The sequence below is a fragment of the Amycolatopsis sp. NPDC004169 genome, assembly GCF_040610315.1.
Lineage (GTDB): Bacteria > Actinomycetota > Actinomycetes > Mycobacteriales > Pseudonocardiaceae > Amycolatopsis.
Map to the genome: position 1 here is coordinate 41281 of NZ_JBEXMD010000021.1, position 16389 is coordinate 57669.

Here is a 16389-nt window from a genome sequence, read left to right on the forward strand (position 1 = left end):
GACAAGGAGGTTTCGCTCATGAGTACTGCGGTGTTCGCGCGCTGTTCCTTCTGCGCCAAGCCCAACACGGAGGTGGACACGCTGGTCGCCGGCCCGGGCGTGTTCATCTGCGACGGCTGCGTCCGGCTGTGCGTGTCGGTGATCGAAGGCAAACCGGCGGATGCCCCGCTGATCGCGCCGTGGGAGCACGACCTCCCGCTGGAACAGGTGCTGTCCAACCTGAGCCCGGTCTCGGCGGCGAGCACCCAGGTCCAGGAGAACCTGGCGGCCTGGGTGGCCAAGGCGCGAGCCCTGGGCGGCACGTGGTCGCAGATCGGCGAGGCACTGGGGATGACCCGCCAGTCGGCGTGGGAGCGGTTCGCCTAGGGGGTGTCTGGCAAAGGCGCCGCGGTTCCCGCGGCGGTCGTCCGCCTGTCTTCGCCCCGGTGGACTACCGCGGCCGCAACGTTGTCGAGCGACGGTTCAACCTGTTCAAGCAACGGCGGAGTCTGGCTCCTCGCTGAGACAAGCTCGCCATCGTCTACCGATCAGCGGTAGTCCTCCATGTCGTCATCACCTGGACCAACCCTTTGTCGGACACGCGCTAGCCCTTCGCCAGCGCCTGCACCCGGCCCAGCGGGCCGTTGTAGTAGTTCTGGTCGCCCGGAAGCCCGCCGCCGCGGGCGAACTGCCAGATGCTGTGCTTGGTCCAGCCCGCCGGGAGTTCTCCCACGTCCGGGCCGTAACGCGCCAGCCACAGCGGGTCGGTTCCGCCGAAGCGATCGGTGTTGCCGGTGCAGCGCTTCCACCACGCCGTGCTCGTGTAGATCAGCGCGCTGCGCTTGACCTTCGCCAGATACGTGCGGGTGAAGTCGGTGATCCACGCCGTCATGTCCGCCGGGTTCTTGCCGTAGCAGACGTCGCCGTACGGGTTGTACTCGATGTCCAGCGCGCCCGGCAGCGTCGTCCCGTCCGCGCGCCAGCCGCCGCCGTGGGCGATGAAGTACTCCGCCTGCTCCGCTCCGCCCGAGACGTCCGGGCGGGCGAAGTGGTACGCGCCGCGGATGATGCCCACCGCGTGCGCGCCGTCGTACTGCTGGCCGTACTGCGGGTTGACGAACCCGGTGCCCTCGGTCGCCTTGACGTAGGTGAACTTCGCGCCGGCGCCGGCCGCGGCCGGCCAGTCGACCGGGCCCTGGTGCCCGCTGACGTCGTGGCCGAGCGTCTGGCCGGCGGCGTCCGCGCGTGGCGTGCCCTGGACGCCTTCGTGCCGCGCGATCTGCGTGCCGGCGTAGTTCTCCTCCGCCAGCGAGTAGTCGGCTCGCGCCGGCGTCGCGACCACCACGGCCGCGAGCACCGCCAGCGCGACCGCGCCCGACAGCCGTTGTCCCGCCACGGTCCGGTTCATCCGGGCTCCGATCACGTTGGGAGCAGGTCCGGAGCCCATGCTGCCTGCCCGGCGCGGTTCTCGCGCGACTGGTGTCACCCGATGCAGTGATCTTCAGAGTTCGGTGGTGATGATCGCCTCGACGAGCGACTCCCCCGCCGGGGTCAGGGCGATCACGCCCTCGCCGGGCCGCAGCTCGACGAGCCCGCGCGCGGCCAGCGAACGGAACTTGCCCAGCCACGGCTCGGCGAACAGGGAGCGTCCGGGGAAACGGGCGCGGTGCAGGGAGTCCCGGACCGGCTGCAACGTCGTCAGCGCCATCTTCACCGCGCGGGCTTCCTGCGCTTCGGGCGTGAACCGCGTCGCCGACCCCAGCGGGATCCGCCCCGCCAGCACGGTTTCGGTGTAGCGGCGGGAGTTCACGTCCGTGATCGCTTCCGACGCCCGGCAGCTCGAACTGCCGCCCAGCCCGATCGCGACCTCGGCCTCCTGCTTGTCCTGGTCGACCATGATGGACTTCCACTTCTCCGGCCCGCGGCCGTCCCGCGCGAAGTACATCGTCGGGTGCTCGGTGTAGCCCGCCGCGCGCAGTCCCTCGGTGAGCAGCTCCCGCATCTGGTACTGCTCGCCGAGCGGGGGCCAGCGGTGGCCGTCGCGCACGAGCTTGTCCCGGTAGGACGGCAGCTGCCACGCCGCCGGCTTCTCGCCGGTCACGCCGGTGCGGGTGTCGCTGTAGGACGCCAGGTGCAGCTTCGTGCACACCACCGCGGTGACCTCGTTCTCCAGCACGACGTCGAGGTCGCGGCGGACGCTGTCGAGCGTCTGGTCGAGCAGGCCGTACATCAGGTCGATGCTGACCCACTCGAAGCCCAGCGACCGGGCGGTGCGGACGAAGTCGACGCACATCTGCGACGTGTGCTCGCGCCCGCACAGCTGCAGGACGTGGTCGTCGAACGACTGGACGCCGCTGGAAAGCTTGGTGCAGCCCAGTTCCCGCAGCAGCTCGAGCTTGGCCGGGGTGAACGTGCTGGGGTCGCCCTCGAACCGGATCGTCGTCGCGGACGTGAAGCCGAAGTTCGACCGGTAGAACTCCAGCAGCCGGCGGATCTCGGGTTCCGGCAGCAGCGACGGCGTGCCGCCGAAGACGTTGAACTCCCCCACTTCCGCGCCGCGCAGGTGCGGCACGGCGTCGAGCCACAGCCGCGCCTCGGCGATGTTGAGGTCGACCCACGACTTCGCCTTTTCGTACGCCACTTCGGGTTTCCCCTTGACCAGCACGACCGGGTACTGGCAGAACCGGCAGCGGTAGGCGCACGTGGGGATGTAGGACCACAGGTGGATCGGGCCGCTCGAGGAGAGCTGGGTGTCCAGGTCGCGCAGGAACTCCTGCGGCGTACCCGGGACGTTGCCCGGGAACACGTGCGCCCCGAACGGGTCCTCCTGCACGAAGTCGAGCAGGTGCCGATTCTCCGGCGCTTCGAGGACGTCGAGCACGGCCGGCCGCGGCCAGGCCGGGTCGATCGCGTGCAGCGAGCCGACCGCCTCTTCGTAGCCCAGGCTCATCAGAACACCCCTCCGTTGCCGAAGTAGTTGTGGGCCTCGCCCGACTCGCGGTCTTCGCAGTAGTAGCGGACGAACTCCGCGAACCGCGCGGCCGGGACCTCCGCCAGGCACGGCGGCAGCGGCGGCGGGTCCCCGATGTCATCGCCGACGTGCTTGCGCAGGCAGGCGAACAGCTCGTCGGCGAACTCGAAGTACAGCCGGTACGAGGGTGTCTTGTAGGCGTGGATCGGGGTGAAGTCGACGACCCGCATCTCGTGCCGGATCTCGGCGATCCGCCGCGCCAGCCGGGCGGCGAGGTCCGCGCCGAAGAACGCGACGACGGCGTCGTCCTCCAGCAGCGCCGGGGTCAGCAGCACCGGCAGGATGGTGTTCTTCGGCGTGAAGTCCTTGATCGAGAACTCCCACGCCTGCCGCGCTTCGGCCTCGGTGAGGTCGGACGGCACCGACGGCGCTGTGGGCCGGATGTCGCGCATGACGATGATGCCGTCCGAGCCGTAGGCCCGGCCGGCGATGACCTCGTCGATGGCGTGGTCGACCCGGCGGGGGTTGATCTCGACGCGCGAGCGCGGTGCGTAGGTGATCGCGTCACCGCCACTGGCCACCTTGATCCCGAAGTCCCAGTCGTCGGAAAGGTGGTTGACGAACTTCCCGTCCTGGAGCTGGTAGAAGATCTCGATGCCGCCGGCGCGCTCGTAGGCGTCGCGCTCGACGGCGAAGCCCTTGCCGTCGGGGAACCCGCCGAAGAGCGAGAACGTGACCGCGCGGCACCGCAGCGTGCGCTGGATCGCGTCCCACAGCCGCGGCCGCCCCTCGAAGTGGTCTTCGTTGTAGTAGTAGTCGCAGACGCCGATGGCGGCTTTGCTCGACTCCATGGCCGCGAACAGTTCGCTCAGCCAGTGCGGGTCGACGCGGCAGTCGGCGTCGGCGGAGACGAGGTAGAACCGCTCCCCCGGGTCGGACTCGGGCCGGTTGCGGCTGCGGGCCGCGGCGAAGTCCATCCCGGCCCGCCGCGCGCACGAGACGCCCTGCTCGGGCTCGTGGACGACGTGCAGCGCCAGGTCGGGGTGCGCGGCCGCGAAGGCCTGCGCGATGGCCACCGTGTCGTCGGTGGAGTTGTTGTCCACGAGCACGACCTCGTACCGGCTCTTGTCCAGCGGCGCGTCGCCGTCGCGCTGGTCGTGCAGGGTCCGCAGCACCTCCGGGAGGTTCGCGGCTTCGTTGTACACCGGCAGCACCACGCTCAGCCGCGTCGCCGCGCCCATCGGCGGCGGGTACAGCCGGTCGACCAGGTCGTCGACGACCCGCGCGCCGAACCGCGCCTGCCCGAGTTCCGAATTCACCCGCACCACTTCCGCCCGTCTCCCTTCGTCGGTGATCAGTTCGGCGACCTCGCGGGCGAACGCCGCGTCCGGCAGGTCGCGGGCCCGGATGTCGAGCACCGGGGCCCGGAAGCCCTGGCGGCCGTAGACGACGTCGTACAGCTCGTACCCGCTGGTGATGTACGGCGTCCCGGACGCGATCGCTTCGCTGATCGGGTTGCCGTAGCTCTCGTAGTCGTAGGAGGTCAGGAACGACACGACGGTCGCGTGGGCCAGCAGGTCGCGCACGGAGTACCGGCCGGGGACCGTCGTGTCGTACGGGGTCAGCCAGCCGCCGAACACGACGCGCTCGCGCACGCCCAGGTGCGTGGCGAGCGCGGTGAGCCGGGCGTGCTCGGTGGGCGTCTCCCCGGTGTCGCCGGCGACGAACAGCCACGCGTCCGGCAGCAGCGCGAGCAGGTGGAGGTCCCGGTCGATGCGCTTCTGCGGGATGATCCGGGTGATCCGGGCCAGCAGCGGGACGTCCTCGGGAATCCCGTGGTCGCGCCGGAACGCCGCGTTGCGCTCGTCGATGCGCGCCGGGGCGATGGCGAAGGAGTTGGGCAGGACGTCGATGCTCGTCAGGCCGGGCACCCACTCCAGCGTCCGTGCCAGCGCCTGCTCGTGGAGGGCGAAGTAGTGGATGTGCGGGGAGTTCCTCGGTGCCGGGACGCCGGGGTACGGGAACGTGCCGTACTTGGCGATCCCCGGTTCGCTCTGCCACATCAGGTCGTGGTCGCGCCAGAACACGAACCGGCCGAGCCGGTGGCGTGCGCCGTAGCGGTCGATCGCGGTGTACAGCGCCTCGGTGTAGGCGAGGTTTTCCGGCAGCGTCCCGTTTTCCACCATCACCACGGTGACGCCGAGGCGTTCCCAGGTGGCGACGATCCGGTCGGCCAGCTCGCCGGCGATCCGGTCGATCTCGGGCCGCAGCGACTCGTCGCCCGCCTGGACGACCCGGGTCAGCACCCGCTCGACGAATCCGCGGTCGTAGCCGGGGATCCGCTCGACCCCGTCGACGCGGGCGAGGGTGACCCACGACGGCAGCAGCCGGGCCTCGTCGCGGTAGGGCCGGAAGAACGCGCCCTTGTCGGCCTTGATGTCGTAGCCGAGGTCGAGGTGGACGCGGTGCCCGCGAGCGGCGAACCGCTGCGCCGTCTTGAGGAACTCCACCACGACCCCGGACAGCGGAGTGGCGTCGAACGACACGCCCCAGAGCACTGACATCGATGTCAAACCCCCGAATCGGCTTCGGCCTCGACTCCAGCGTAAGCGCCGGGGTGTCGGATGGCCGTGTGAGCGCTTTCCCGGTTGACCGCGGGCCGGGCCGGGCCGCACAGTGACCGCATGAACCGGGCCCTCGGGGTGCTGACCTGCGGCGCCCTCCTTTCGATCGTGCTCGGGGTCCTCGGTTCCGGGGAGCCCCGGCTCGCGCTCGTGCTCGGTGCGGTGTTCGCGGTGCTCGCGACGGCGGGCTTCGGCTGGGTGCGTGGCCGCGGGCAGCTCGGCTGGAGCGCGGCGTACGTCGCCGTCCAGCTGCCGCTGGCCTTCGTGCTGTTCACCGTCGACGCCGGGGTCGGGACGACGCTGTTCCTGGTCGTGCTGGTCAGCCAGTGCGTGCTGCTGCGCCTGCCGCGGCCGGCGGTCGCGCTCGTCATCGCCGTGGTCCCGCTCGTGCACCTCGGGATGTCGCTCGGCGAGGGCCTGCGGGAAGGCATCGGCACCTTCATGTCGGTGCTGTTCGCCGCGATCATCACCGAGCTGTCGCTGCGGGAACGACGCTCGCGCAGCGAACTCGCCGAGGCGTACGCGAAACTCCGTGACCACGCGAGCCAGGCGGAGCGGCTCGCGACGGCGCAGGAGCGCAACCGCGTCGCCCGCGACATCCACGACGGCCTCGGGCATTCGCTCACCGTCGTGCAGATGCAGGTGAAGGCCGCGCGGGCGGTGCTGCCGACCGACCCCGGCAAGGCCGACGCGGTACTGGCGAAAGCTCAGGAGCAGGCCGAAGCCGCGCTCGCCGAGGTCCGCCGCTCGGTGCGGACGCTGCGCGAACCGCGGGTGGTGCCGCCGCTGCCGGAGGCGCTCAAGGCCCTCACCGAAGAGACGTCGGCGACCGGGGTCCCGACCCGGCTCACGGTGACCGGCACCGAACGTCCCCTGCCGGACGAGCGGCGCGAAGCGCTGTACCGGGCCGCGCAGGAGGGCCTGACGAACGTGCGCAAGCACGCCAACGCCGCCACGGCGGACGTGGTGCTCGGCTACACGGCCACCGCGGTCCGGGTCGAGGTCCGCGACGACGGCCGCGGCGGCGACGGCACCCCGTCGGCCGGCTTCGGCCTGGTCGGCCTCCGGGAGCGGGCCGAGCACCTCGGCGGCGAACTGGCCTTCACGTCCACCCCCGGCGGCGGCAGCGCCCTGACCATGGAGATCCCCGGATGACGCCGGTCCGCGTCCTGCTTGTCGACGACCAGGCCCTGTTCCGCGAAGCCCTCGCCACCCTGCTCGCCACGCACGACGGCATCGACGTCGTCGGCGAAGCCGGCAACGGCGACGAAGCCCTGCGCGAAGCCGCTTCCCTGGCACCGGACGTCGTCCTGATGGACCTGCGCATGCCGGTCCTCGACGGCGTGGCCGCGACCCGGCGGCTGCGGGTCGAACACCCCGGCGTGCGGGTCATCGCGCTGACCACGTTCGACGACGACGAAGACGTCTTCGCCGCCCTGCGCGCGGGCGCGGTCGGCTACCTGCTGAAGGACGTCTCGTCGGCGCGGCTGGTCGAGGCGGTGCTGGCCGCGGCGCGCGGGGAATCGGTGCTGCAGCCCTCGGTGGCGGCGAAGGTCGTCGCGCGGTTCGCGCAGCTGCCGGACGCGCCGCAGCCGCGGCCCCAGCCGCTGGTGGTGCCGCTGTCGGAGCGCGAACTCGACGTGCTGCGCCTGCTCGCCGACGGCCGCAGCAACCGGGAGATCGCCGCGGCGCTGTTCCTCGCCGAGGGCACGGTGAAGAACCACGTCACGAACGTGCTGGGCAAGCTCGGCGCGCGGGACCGGACCCAGGCCGCCCTGCGGGGGAGGGACCTCGGCCTGCTCTAGACCGTGACCCCCGGTCATGACTTCCGGCACCTGGCCGCACGAGGAGAACCCGCGATCCTCCTTCCGGGAACGACCTGGAGGGAACCCATGACCACCACCGAAACCCCGCGGACCACCGGCCGCAAACTCGCCCGGTTCACCGGCCACTACGCCGAGATGGTCGTCGCCATGCTGATCGGCATGGTGGCGCTCGGCCCGCTGTGGCCGCCGGCCTGGCTCGAACGCGCGGGCGTCGACGCGCTCGTGATGGCGACGAACATGACCGTCGCCATGGTGCTCGCGATGGTCCTGCGCCGGCATTCGTGGCCGCGGATCGCCGAGATGGCCGCGGCGATGTACCTGCCGTTCGTGGCTCTGCTCGTGCCGTACCGGCTGGGCGCGATCTCCGGCACCACGCTGATGGTCGCCGGGCACGTGATCATGTTCCCGCTGATGCTCGCCGCCATGGTGTGGCGCCGCGCCGAGTACTGGCACTGATCGTGCTCAAGCGCATCGCCTTCCTCCTCGCCGCGGTGGCCGCCGTGCTGGTGGTCCCCGCCGCGGGCGCGACCGTTTCCGCGCTCGGCGCGATCGACGCCCTCTATGCCGCGGGCCCGCCGCGGCCCGTCCCGCCGGCGGCACCGGTTCCGCACGACCCGGCCAAGCCGACCGCGGTGGTCGTCGTCGGCGACCGGGGCGCCGTCGTCTCCGACGCGCTCGCCCCCTACGAGATCCTGGCCGCGACCGGCCGGTTCAACGTCTACACCGTTGCGCCGCACCGCGCGCCGAAGCCGCTGACCGGCGGTCTGGACCTGGTGCCGGACTTCGATTTCGCCGGCCTCGCCACCCGGCTCGGTTCGCGGGCGCCGGACCTCGTCGTCGTGCCGGCGTTCCCGGACGTCGGCGAGCCGAGCACCGAACCGGTCACCTCGTGGCTGCGGGCGCAGGCCGCGCACGGCTCGAAGCTGCTGAGCGTCTGCAACGGCGGCGCGGTGCTCGCCTCCGCGGGGCTGCTGGACGGGCGGCCGGCCACCGCGCACTGGCTGAAGGTCGACGCCTGGGCCGCCGAGTACCCGGCGGTGCGGTGGGTCCGCGGGGAACGGTTCGTCGACGACGGCACCGTCGTCACCACCGCCGGGATCCTCTCCGGCATCGACGGCACCCTGCACTGGGTCGAGCGGCTGGCCGGACGCGCCGTGGCGGCCGACGCCGCGGCGGCGATCGGCTGGCGCCACTACGGCACCGCGGTGCCGGTGACCCCGCCGGCCGGGACGCCGGACGCGGCCGCGATCGTCAACGCCGGCTTCCGGTGGAACCCCGACGACATCGGCGTGCTGCTCGCCAACGGCGTCGGCGAGGTCGAGCTGGCGTCGGTGTTCGACACCGAAGGCCAGTCGCTGTCCTCGCGCACCCTCGCCGTGAGCGTCGACGGCGGCCCGATCCGGTCCCGGCACGGCCTGACGTTCCTGCCCCGTGCGGCCCTCGCCGCCGCCCCGGACCTCGACCGGCTGCTGGTGCCCGGCGCCACGCGCGGGGTCACGCCGCCACCCGGCGGACCGGCGCCCGAGTACGTCCACGACCGGCCGGGCTTCCCGTACGACCTCGCGGTCAGCGGGCTGTCCCGCCGCACCGACGTCGCCACCGCGCGCTGGACGGCGAAAGTGCTGGAGCTGCCCACCGACGGGATCGTCTTCGAGGGCAGCGCGTGGCCGTGGCTGCCGACGGCGCTGCCGGTCGTGCTGGTCCTGCTGGGCTCGACGGCGGTGGTGCTGGTCGTCCGGCTGCGGCGGAAGCCGCTGGCCTGAAACGATTTAGGTGGTATGCCCCGGCCAGCCCGGGGCATACCACTGGCGTATTGCCTCGGCGTGAGCTTGTGATTACAGTCACCAGGCACGCCGGGTTGAAACGTTCTAAATCCGGCGCCCGTCCCCGCCGCAAGGGAGCCTGCATGCTGCCCTCGAAGCTCTGGCGCGCCACCACGACCACGTTCGCCGCGATCCTGGCCATGGCGGCCGCCGCGGCTCCCCCGGCCGGTGCCGCGCCGCCGCCCCCGCTCGCCGGCGCGCACTGGATCTGGTACCCCGAGGGCGACGCCCGCGTCGCCGCGCCGGCCGGGACCCGGTACTTCCGCACCACGTTCACCGTCCCCGCCGGCGCGGTCACCGACGCCCGGCTCGTCCTGACCGGGGACGACACCGCCGACGTCTGGCTCAACGGCACCCCGCTCGCCTCCTCGGCCCGCACCGCGGACTCGTGGCGCCGGGCACTGCCGGTGGACCTCGCGCCCGCGCTCGTCCCCGGCGGCAACACCCTCGCCGTCGCCGTCCGCAACGACGGCGGCCCGGCGGGCCTGCTCGGCCGGCTGCGGGTGACCACGACGGCCGGCACCACCGACCTGGCCACCGGCACCGCCTGGAAGAGCGCGACGACCGCGCCGGAAGGCTGGGAACAGCCCGGCTTCGCGGACGCGGCCTGGCGCCCGGCCGCGGACCTCGGCGCGTACGGCACGGCGCCGTGGGGCACCGGCGTCACCACCCCCGGCCCGTCGGACGCCTCCCCGCTGTCGGTCGCGAGCGCCACGGTCGCGAACCGGGTGAACCCGCTCGGCGTCGACCCCGCGCAGCCGCGGTTCGGCTGGAAGCTGGCCTCCGCCGCCCTGCAGCAACGGCAGTCGGCCTACCAGCTCGTCGTGTCCACCGGCGGGAAGGACGTCTGGGACAGCGGCCGCATCGCCTCGGCACAGCAGACCGACATCCCCTACGGCGGCCCGCCGCTGGCCTCGCTCACCGCCTACACCTGGCGCGTCCGCGTCTGGGACGGCCAGGGCCGCGCGGGCGGGTGGAGCCCGGTGCAGCGCTTCGAAACCGCACTCCGGACGCCGTCGGCCGAGTGGACCGGTGCCTTCCTCGGCCGGGCCACGACCGGCCCGGACCTCGCCGGGGCGAACTGGATCTGGTACCCCGAAGGCGACCCGGCCGGCGGCGTCCCGCCGTCGACCCGGTTCTTCCGGAAGGCACTGGACCTGGCCGCGGCCCCGGCGAAGGCCACCCTCGTCGTCACCGGGGACGACACCGCGACCGTCTGGGTCAACGGCACCCGCGTCAGCGACTCGCCGCGCGTCGCCGACTCGTGGAAGACGGCCGCCGTCGTCGAGGTCGGCGGTCTCCTCAAGGCCGGGTCCAACACCATCGCGGTCAGCACCGAAAACACCACCCAGAGCCCGGCCGGGACGATCGCCAAGCTGACCGTCCAAGGTGGACCCACCGTGGTCACCGACGGCTCCTGGAAGGCGAGCCAGAGCGGCCCGGACGGCTGGCCGCAGCCCGGCTTCGACGACAGCGCCTGGCCCGCCGCGCGGGCGCTGACCGCCTACGGCACCGGCCCGTGGGGCGTGAACGTCGTCGTCGGCGCCCCGGCTCCCCTGCTGCGCAAGAGCTTCACCGTCACCAAGCCGGTCGCGAGCGCGCGGCTGCTGACGACCGCGCTCGGGCTGCAGGAGACCCACCTCAACGGCGTGCAGGTCGGTTCCGAAGTTCTCGCGCCGGGCTGGACGGACTACACGAAACGCCTGCAGTACCGGGTTTCCGACGTCACCGGGCAGCTCCGGAGCGGGGAGAACGTCCTCGGCGCGCTCGTCGGCAACGGCTGGTACTCCGGCAGCGTCGGCATCGCCGGCAGCCAGAAGTACGGGACCGAGCCGTGGTACTCCGCGCAGCTGCGGCTGACGTTCACCGACGGCACCAGCACCACGATCGCGACCGACGGCACCTGGAAGGCGGGCGACGGCCCGATCCGCGCCGACGACCTGTACCAGGGCGAAACCTACGACGCCCGGCTCGCCGCGGCCGGCTGGGACCGGCCCGGCTTCGACGACCGCGGCTGGGCGGCGGCCCGCGTGCGCGGCGGCGCACCGCCGAACCTGGTGTCCCAGGCGGACAACGGCGTCACGGTCCAGCAGGAGTTCAAGCCGATCGCGTGGACCCAGCCGAAACCCGGCGTGTGGGTGGCCGACCTCGGCCAGAACTTCGGCGGCCGGAACCGGCTGAGCGTGACCGGCCCGGCCGGCACGACGGTCACCATGCGGCACGCCGAAGTGCTCAACCCCGACGGCACGATCTACACGACCAACCTCCGCGCGGCCCAGGCCACCGACCGGTTCACCCTGGCAGGCACCGGCGGCGCCGAGACCTACGAACCGCGGTTCACCGTGCACGGCTACCGGTACGTGGAACTCACCGGCCTGCCGTCGGCCCCGACCGCGGCGACCCTCACCGGGCGGGCGATGTGGACGTCGGCCGCGCAGTCCGGGACGTTCACGACGTCGAACCCGCTGGTGAACCAGCTGCAGCACAACATACTCTGGGGTGAGCGCTCGAACATGCTGTCGGTGCCGAGCGACTGCCCGCAGCGCGACGAGCGGCTCGGCTGGACCGGGGACATCGGGATCTTCGCCGGGACGTCCACGTTCAACCTCGACGTCGCGAACTTCCTCGGCAAGTTCAGCGACGACCTGGTCGACGCCCAGCACGACGACGGCTCGTTCACCGACGTCGCACCGGGCGTGCTGGGCGGCTCGGGCACGGCGGGCTGGGGCGACGCGGGCGTGATCGTGCCGTACACGCTGTGGCAGCGGTACGGCGACACCGGCGTCGTCCAGGAGCACTTCGCCGCGATGGTGAAGTGGGTCGAATACCTGCGGTCGACGTCGGGCGCCGACCTGATCCGCGACCACCAGACCTACGGGGACTGGCTCAATGTCAACGACAACACCGGGCAGGACCTGATCTCGACGGCGTTCTTCGCGTGGTCGTCCCGGCTGGTTTCGCGGATGGCGGCGGCCACCGGCCACAGCGCCGAAGCCGCGCGGTACGGGACGCTCGCCGACCAGGTCGCGGCGGCGTTCACCGGGCGGTTCGTGGCGGCCGACGGCACGATCGGGTCGGGCTCGCAGACCGAGTACGTCCTGGCGCTGGCGTTCGGGCTGCTGCCGTCCTCGCTGGTCCAGCCGGCGGCGGACAAGCTCGCGGCCCGCGTCGCGGCGGCGGGCGGGCACCTGAGCGTCGGCTTCCTCGGCGTGGAGAACCTGCTGCCGGTGCTGGCCGCGCACGGGCACGCCGACGTCGCCTACCAGGTGCTCCTGCAGCCGGGCTTCCCCGGCTGGGGCTACATGATCGGCCGCGGCGCGACGACGATCTGGGAGCGCTGGGACGGCATCAAGCCGGACGGCTCGTTCAACGACCCGAAGATGAATTCGTTCAACCACTACGGCCTGGGCTCGGTGGGCGACTTCCTCTACCGGTCGGTGGGCGGCCTGGCCCCGGCGTCCCCCGGCTACGCGTCGCTCCGGATCGCACCCGTGCCGGGCGGCGGCCTCACCTCGGCGAAGGCGGCGTACGAAACGCCCTACGGCAGCGCGGTCAGCGACTGGTCGGCCGCCAACGGACGGCTGACGCTGCGGGTGACCGTCCCGGCGGGTTCGTCGGCGACGGTCGTGGTCCCGACGTCGCAGCCCACCCGCGTGGCGGCGCCGCCCGAGGCGGTGCCGTCGGCGCCGGGAACGTACTTCCTGCCTGCGGGTTCGTACGTCTTCACGGCTCCGGTGTAGCCGGGCTCAGCCCGCCAGGAGCCGCAGGCGCAGGTGGAAGTTGTCGAGGGTCGCGGGCAGCGGCCGGTCCGGGGACAGCACCGGGCCGGCCGCCTGCTCGAACCGGTGCTCGCGCAGCAGTCCGGCCAGCATCGTGCTCGCGCAGAACTGGACCAGGTCCCGGCCGGGGCAGACGGCCGGGCCCGCGCTGAACGGGACCAGGGCCGGGTTCTCCGCCGCCCGGCCGTCGAGCCAGAGGTCCGGCTCGAAGCGGTCCGCGTACGGCAGGTCCGGGTCACGGTGGAAGAAGGGGGTGAAGACCAGCACCGTCGTGCCGGCCGGGCCCCAGGACGTCTCCTCGGTGGTCTCCCGCAGGATCATCGGCGTGGTCGGCCACAGCCGGACCGCTTCCAGCACGCACGCGCGCAGGTAGCTCAGGCGGGCCGGGCCGGTGCCCCCGACGTCCTCGCGGGCGCGGTCCGCGGCCGCCGGGTGGCCGGCCAGCAGGGCCAGCGTCCGGAACGTCGCCATGCCCGCCGCGTCGAACGCGAACAGCCAGTGCGCCACCTGGTCGGGCGCGGCGACCTCCTCCGCCGGACCGGCGGCCGCGATCACCGCCGCCAGGCTGGCGGGCTCGGCGCGCTCGAGGTGCCCGGCCAGGCGCTGCCGGAACTCCTCGCGCAGCTGACGGCGCTTCGGGTGCAGGTACGCCCAGTTCGCGTCGAGCCGCAGGCGTTCCAGCTGGTCGGTGAGCGTGGTGTCGTCACGGGCGGCCGCCCCGAGCACGACCCGGCGGACCAGCCGCCACCAGGCGACGTTGAACGTGTCCCAGTCGAGCTCGCGGGTCACCGAGCCCAGCAGGACGGCCGTCTCCTGCGCGACGGCTTCCGCGAACGGCTCCGCCAGCTCGTGCAGCGGGCGGCCGGGCTGCAGCACGGCTTCGGTGAACCGCCGGCGGGCCGGCCGGTCGGCCGCGTCCGAGACCAGCACGCCGTGCGGCTGGAAGTGCCCCAGCGCGGCCCGTTTCTCCACTGTGGACGGACTGAACGGCGTCGGCGCGCCGGCCAGCAGCCGCTTCACGTCGGCGCCGGAGAGCGCCAGCTCCACCGACCGGCCGGGAACGCGCAGCTTCAGCGGATGGCCGTAGTGGCGGTCGCGCAACCGGCGCAGCAGGCGGATGGCCGGGCGGTCGAACTGCAGCTTCCCGGCCAGTGCCATGGCCGCGGGACGGCGCTTGATGACGCCGCCGGCCAGCGTGGGCAGGGCGACCTCGATCGCGACCCGCAGGGTTTCGGCGACCGAAGCGGTCTCCGGTCGCGTGCGGTGTTCCCGAGTGGACGTCATGGCGCCCGGCTACCCGCGGGCCGGGGTGGGGAAACGCCTCAGCCGCGCAGGGCGACGTTCAGCACGTCACCCGCGCGGTCCAGGCAGTCCACGCAGATCACCGCGTCACGGGCGGCGCAGTCCACGCGCAGCAGCGGGCGCCGCAGCCCGAGGAACGTCCGACGCTCGCGGCGGCCGCAGAAGTCGCACACCGCGGCCAGCGGCGAGGTCACCGCGGCCAGCACGTCGCCCGCGCCGCTCTCCCTGTCCGCGCCGTCGCGCACCACCCGCAGGCCGGCGCGGACGCAGTCGACGCAGATCGGCCCGTTCCGGCCCGGCACGCGGGGGTCCCGCCGCCTGCCGCAGAACCGGCACGGCCCGCCCGCCCCGTTCATCGCCGTCACCGCGGCCTCCTCGGTTTCGCCGCCCGCGCGCCGGGAATCCCCGCCGCGGCGCGCCTCTTCCCGCAACGCTACCCGGCTTCCGGGTACCCGGCCGAGCACGGTGCGCCCGGTGGACCCCGGAAGCACGCCCGGCCGGGCCTCCCCGCCGCGGGTCCGGGCGGGCCGGAGGAGTCCCTTTGTCGTCGCTGACCGTCTTGTTCGGGGTGGCCGGGCTGATCGCGCTGGCCGCGGCGATCGTGCCGAAGCTGGTCGCCGACCGGCCGTTCTCGGTGCCGCTGGTGATGCTGCTGGCCGGGATCGTGCTCGGGCTGCTGCCGCTGCCCGCGCCCTACGGCAACGGCTGGAGTGATCCGGCCGCCCACCTGCAGGGGGTGGAATCGTTCACCCAGCTGGGCATCCTCGTCGCGCTCGCCGGGGCGGGACTGTCCGTGGACCGCCCGTTCGGCCTGCGCCGGTGGGGCACGACGTGGCGGCTGCTCGGCATCACCATGCCGGTCTCGATCCTGCTGATCGCCGTGCTCGGGTACTGGTGGCTCGCGCTCGCTCCCGGTGTGGCGCTGCTGCTGGCCGCGGCGCTGGCGCCGACCGACCCGGTGCTGGCGGGCGACATCGGCGTCCCGCACCCCGACGTCGAACCGGACCTGGCCAGGAACAACGAAATCCGCTTCACCCTGACCACCGAGGCCGGCCTCAACGACGGTCTCACCATGCCGTTCGTCCTCCTCGGCCTGGCACTGGCGAGCGGGCAGCCCCGGCTGGAGCTGTCCTGGGTGCTGGTGGACCTGCTGCTGCCGCTGGTGGTCGGCGTGGTGGCCGGTCTGGTCAGCGGCCGGGTGCTCGGCTGGGCGATCTTCCGGGCGCCGTCGGACCGGCTGCGCCTGGCCGAGTACGCCGACGGGCTCGTGCTGCTGGCGCTCGCGTTCGTGCCCTACGCGCTCGCGGAAACCGTCCACGGCAACGGGTTCGTCGCCGTGTTCACCGCGGCGGTCGCGGTCCGCACGCAGGAGCGGGAACACGACTACCACGGCGTCCTGCACGCCTTCGGCCACCAGCTGGAACGACTGTTCGTCCCGGTCGCGCTGCTGGGACTGGGCCTGGCCGTCGGGGACGGCCTGCTGCGCGGGCTGCAGCCCCTCGAAGTGGTGATCGCGGTCACGGCGGTGCTGGTGGTCCGGCCGCTCGTCGGCTGGCTTTCCCTGCTCGGCGCGCCCTCCCCGGGACGGCCCGCCACCGCGGCGATCGCGTTCTTCGGCGTGCGCGGCATCGGCACGCTGTTCTACCTGGCCTACGCTCTGAACCGGCTTCCCGTGGCGCAGCAGGACGTGCTGTGGCGGGTCGGCGCGATCGCCGTCGCGGTCTCGGTGCTCGTGCACGGTGTCCTCGCCGAACCGGCGATCCAGCGGATCGAGCGGACGGGCGGTCACCTGCCGGCCGATGTGTAGCCGCGCGCGAAGTGGGTATGTGTACGGCAAGGCCCTTTTGGCGACTGGCCGAACCGGAAATGTCGCCGCGACGGAAGGTGCACGCCGATGAACGACAAGCTGGAGAACAAGGGCGAAGAGCTCAAGGGCCGGGCCAAGGAAGCCGTCGGCGACGCCACCGGCAACGAGCAGTGGCAGGCCGAGGGCAAGGCCGACCAGGCCAAGGGCTCGCTCAAGCAGGCAGGCGAGAAGATCAAGGACGCCGTGAAGGGTGTCACGGACAAGAAGTGACCCGCTTT

At 72.8% G+C, this 16389-nt stretch carries 13 protein-coding genes; 8 read left to right on the forward strand and 5 right to left on the reverse strand.

The window, feature by feature from the left end:
• The first annotated feature begins 18 nt into the window (after window positions 1-18).
• Window positions 19-366, forward strand: a complete 348-nt coding sequence (locus ABZX11_RS26525) for a ClpX C4-type zinc finger protein (RefSeq protein ID WP_176169309.1) — start codon at window positions 19-21, stop codon at window positions 364-366.
• A gap of 217 nt (window positions 367-583) precedes the next feature.
• Here the strand turns inward: ABZX11_RS26525 and ABZX11_RS26530 are convergent, their stop codons facing one another.
• The 3 genes from ABZX11_RS26530 to ABZX11_RS26540 form a co-directional block, all read right to left on the reverse strand.
• Entirely contained in the window at window positions 584-1387 is an 804-nt protein-coding gene (locus ABZX11_RS26530) for a GH25 family lysozyme (RefSeq protein ID WP_354917639.1), read from the reverse strand.
• Between the two features lie 93 nt (window positions 1388-1480).
• Window positions 1481-2929, reverse strand: coding sequence for a radical SAM protein (locus tag ABZX11_RS26535; RefSeq protein WP_354917642.1), 1449 nt, complete (start codon window positions 2927-2929; stop codon window positions 1481-1483).
• A complete protein-coding gene (locus tag ABZX11_RS26540) occupies window positions 2929-5514 on the reverse strand; it encodes a glycosyltransferase (protein ID WP_354917645.1) in 2586 nt (861 codons plus the stop codon). The genes ABZX11_RS26535 and ABZX11_RS26540 overlap by 1 nt, the downstream gene beginning before the upstream one ends.
• A gap of 120 nt (window positions 5515-5634) precedes the next feature.
• Here ABZX11_RS26540 and ABZX11_RS26545 point away from each other — a divergent pair, with 120 nt between their 5' ends.
• The 5 genes from ABZX11_RS26545 (at window position 5635) to ABZX11_RS26565 (ending at window position 12963) form a co-directional block, all read left to right on the forward strand.
• Complete coding sequence (locus tag ABZX11_RS26545) at window positions 5635-6729, forward strand: sensor histidine kinase (protein WP_176169304.1); 1095 nt, start codon at window positions 5635-5637, stop codon at window positions 6727-6729.
• On the forward strand, window positions 6726-7379 hold the full coding sequence (locus ABZX11_RS26550; protein WP_354917649.1) for a response regulator transcription factor: 654 nt from the start codon (window positions 6726-6728) through the stop codon (window positions 7377-7379). The genes ABZX11_RS26545 and ABZX11_RS26550 overlap by 4 nt, the downstream gene beginning before the upstream one ends.
• Before the next feature lie 87 nt (window positions 7380-7466).
• Entirely contained in the window at window positions 7467-7856 is a 390-nt protein-coding gene (locus ABZX11_RS26555) for a hypothetical protein (protein ID WP_354917652.1), read from the forward strand.
• Between the two features lie 2 nt (window positions 7857-7858).
• Window positions 7859-9163 (forward strand): DJ-1/PfpI family protein, encoded by a 1305-nt coding sequence (locus tag ABZX11_RS26560; RefSeq protein ID WP_354917655.1) that lies wholly within the window; start codon window positions 7859-7861, stop codon window positions 9161-9163.
• 143 nt (window positions 9164-9306) lie between these two features.
• Window positions 9307-12963 carry a family 78 glycoside hydrolase catalytic domain gene (locus ABZX11_RS26565; RefSeq protein WP_354917658.1) on the forward strand — a complete coding sequence of 1219 codons (3657 nt, stop codon included), beginning with the start codon at window positions 9307-9309 and terminating at the stop codon, window positions 12961-12963.
• Window positions 12964-12969: 6 nt separating this feature from the next.
• On the opposite strand, the gene ABZX11_RS26570 is transcribed toward ABZX11_RS26565, so the two are convergent.
• Window positions 12970-14286, reverse strand: coding sequence for a cytochrome P450 (locus ABZX11_RS26570; protein WP_354917661.1), 1317 nt, complete (start codon window positions 14284-14286; stop codon window positions 12970-12972).
• A gap of 38 nt (window positions 14287-14324) precedes the next feature.
• Window positions 14325-14795, reverse strand: a complete 471-nt coding sequence (locus tag ABZX11_RS26575) for a hypothetical protein (protein ID WP_354917664.1) — start codon at window positions 14793-14795, stop codon at window positions 14325-14327.
• Between the two features lie 50 nt (window positions 14796-14845).
• On the opposite strand from ABZX11_RS26575, the gene ABZX11_RS26580 reads away from it, so the two are divergent.
• Both ABZX11_RS26580 and ABZX11_RS26585 read left to right on the forward strand, forming a co-directional pair.
• Window positions 14846-16111, forward strand: coding sequence for a cation:proton antiporter (locus ABZX11_RS26580; protein ID WP_354917667.1), 1266 nt, complete (start codon window positions 14846-14848; stop codon window positions 16109-16111).
• Between the two features lie 87 nt (window positions 16112-16198).
• Complete coding sequence (locus ABZX11_RS26585) at window positions 16199-16381, forward strand: CsbD family protein (RefSeq protein ID WP_354917670.1); 183 nt, start codon at window positions 16199-16201, stop codon at window positions 16379-16381.
• The last annotated feature ends 8 nt before the right edge of the window (window positions 16382-16389 follow it).

Bases quoted from the DNA above. Each gene is read 5' to 3' on its own strand.
- ABZX11_RS26565 (WP_354917658.1), top strand. From the start codon at position 9,307: ATGCTGCCCTCGAAGCTCTGGCGCGCCACCACGACCACGTTCGCCGCG.
- ABZX11_RS26585 (WP_354917670.1), top strand. From the start codon at position 16,199: ATGAACGACAAGCTGGAGAACAAGGGCGAAGAGCTCAAGGGCCGGGCC.
- ABZX11_RS26540 (WP_354917645.1), bottom strand. From the start codon at position 5,514: ATGTCAGTGCTCTGGGGCGTGTCGTTCGACGCCACTCCGCTGTCCGGG.
- ABZX11_RS26530 (WP_354917639.1), bottom strand. From the start codon at position 1,387: ATGAACCGGACCGTGGCGGGACAACGGCTGTCGGGCGCGGTCGCGCTG.
- ABZX11_RS26545 (WP_176169304.1), top strand. From the start codon at position 5,635: ATGAACCGGGCCCTCGGGGTGCTGACCTGCGGCGCCCTCCTTTCGATC.
- ABZX11_RS26570 (WP_354917661.1), bottom strand. From the start codon at position 14,286: ATGACGTCCACTCGGGAACACCGCACGCGACCGGAGACCGCTTCGGTC.
- ABZX11_RS26550 (WP_354917649.1), top strand. From the start codon at position 6,726: ATGACGCCGGTCCGCGTCCTGCTTGTCGACGACCAGGCCCTGTTCCGC.
- ABZX11_RS26555 (WP_354917652.1), top strand. From the start codon at position 7,467: ATGACCACCACCGAAACCCCGCGGACCACCGGCCGCAAACTCGCCCGG.
- ABZX11_RS26525 (WP_176169309.1), top strand. From the start codon at position 19: ATGAGTACTGCGGTGTTCGCGCGCTGTTCCTTCTGCGCCAAGCCCAAC.
- ABZX11_RS26535 (WP_354917642.1), bottom strand. From the start codon at position 2,929: ATGAGCCTGGGCTACGAAGAGGCGGTCGGCTCGCTGCACGCGATCGAC.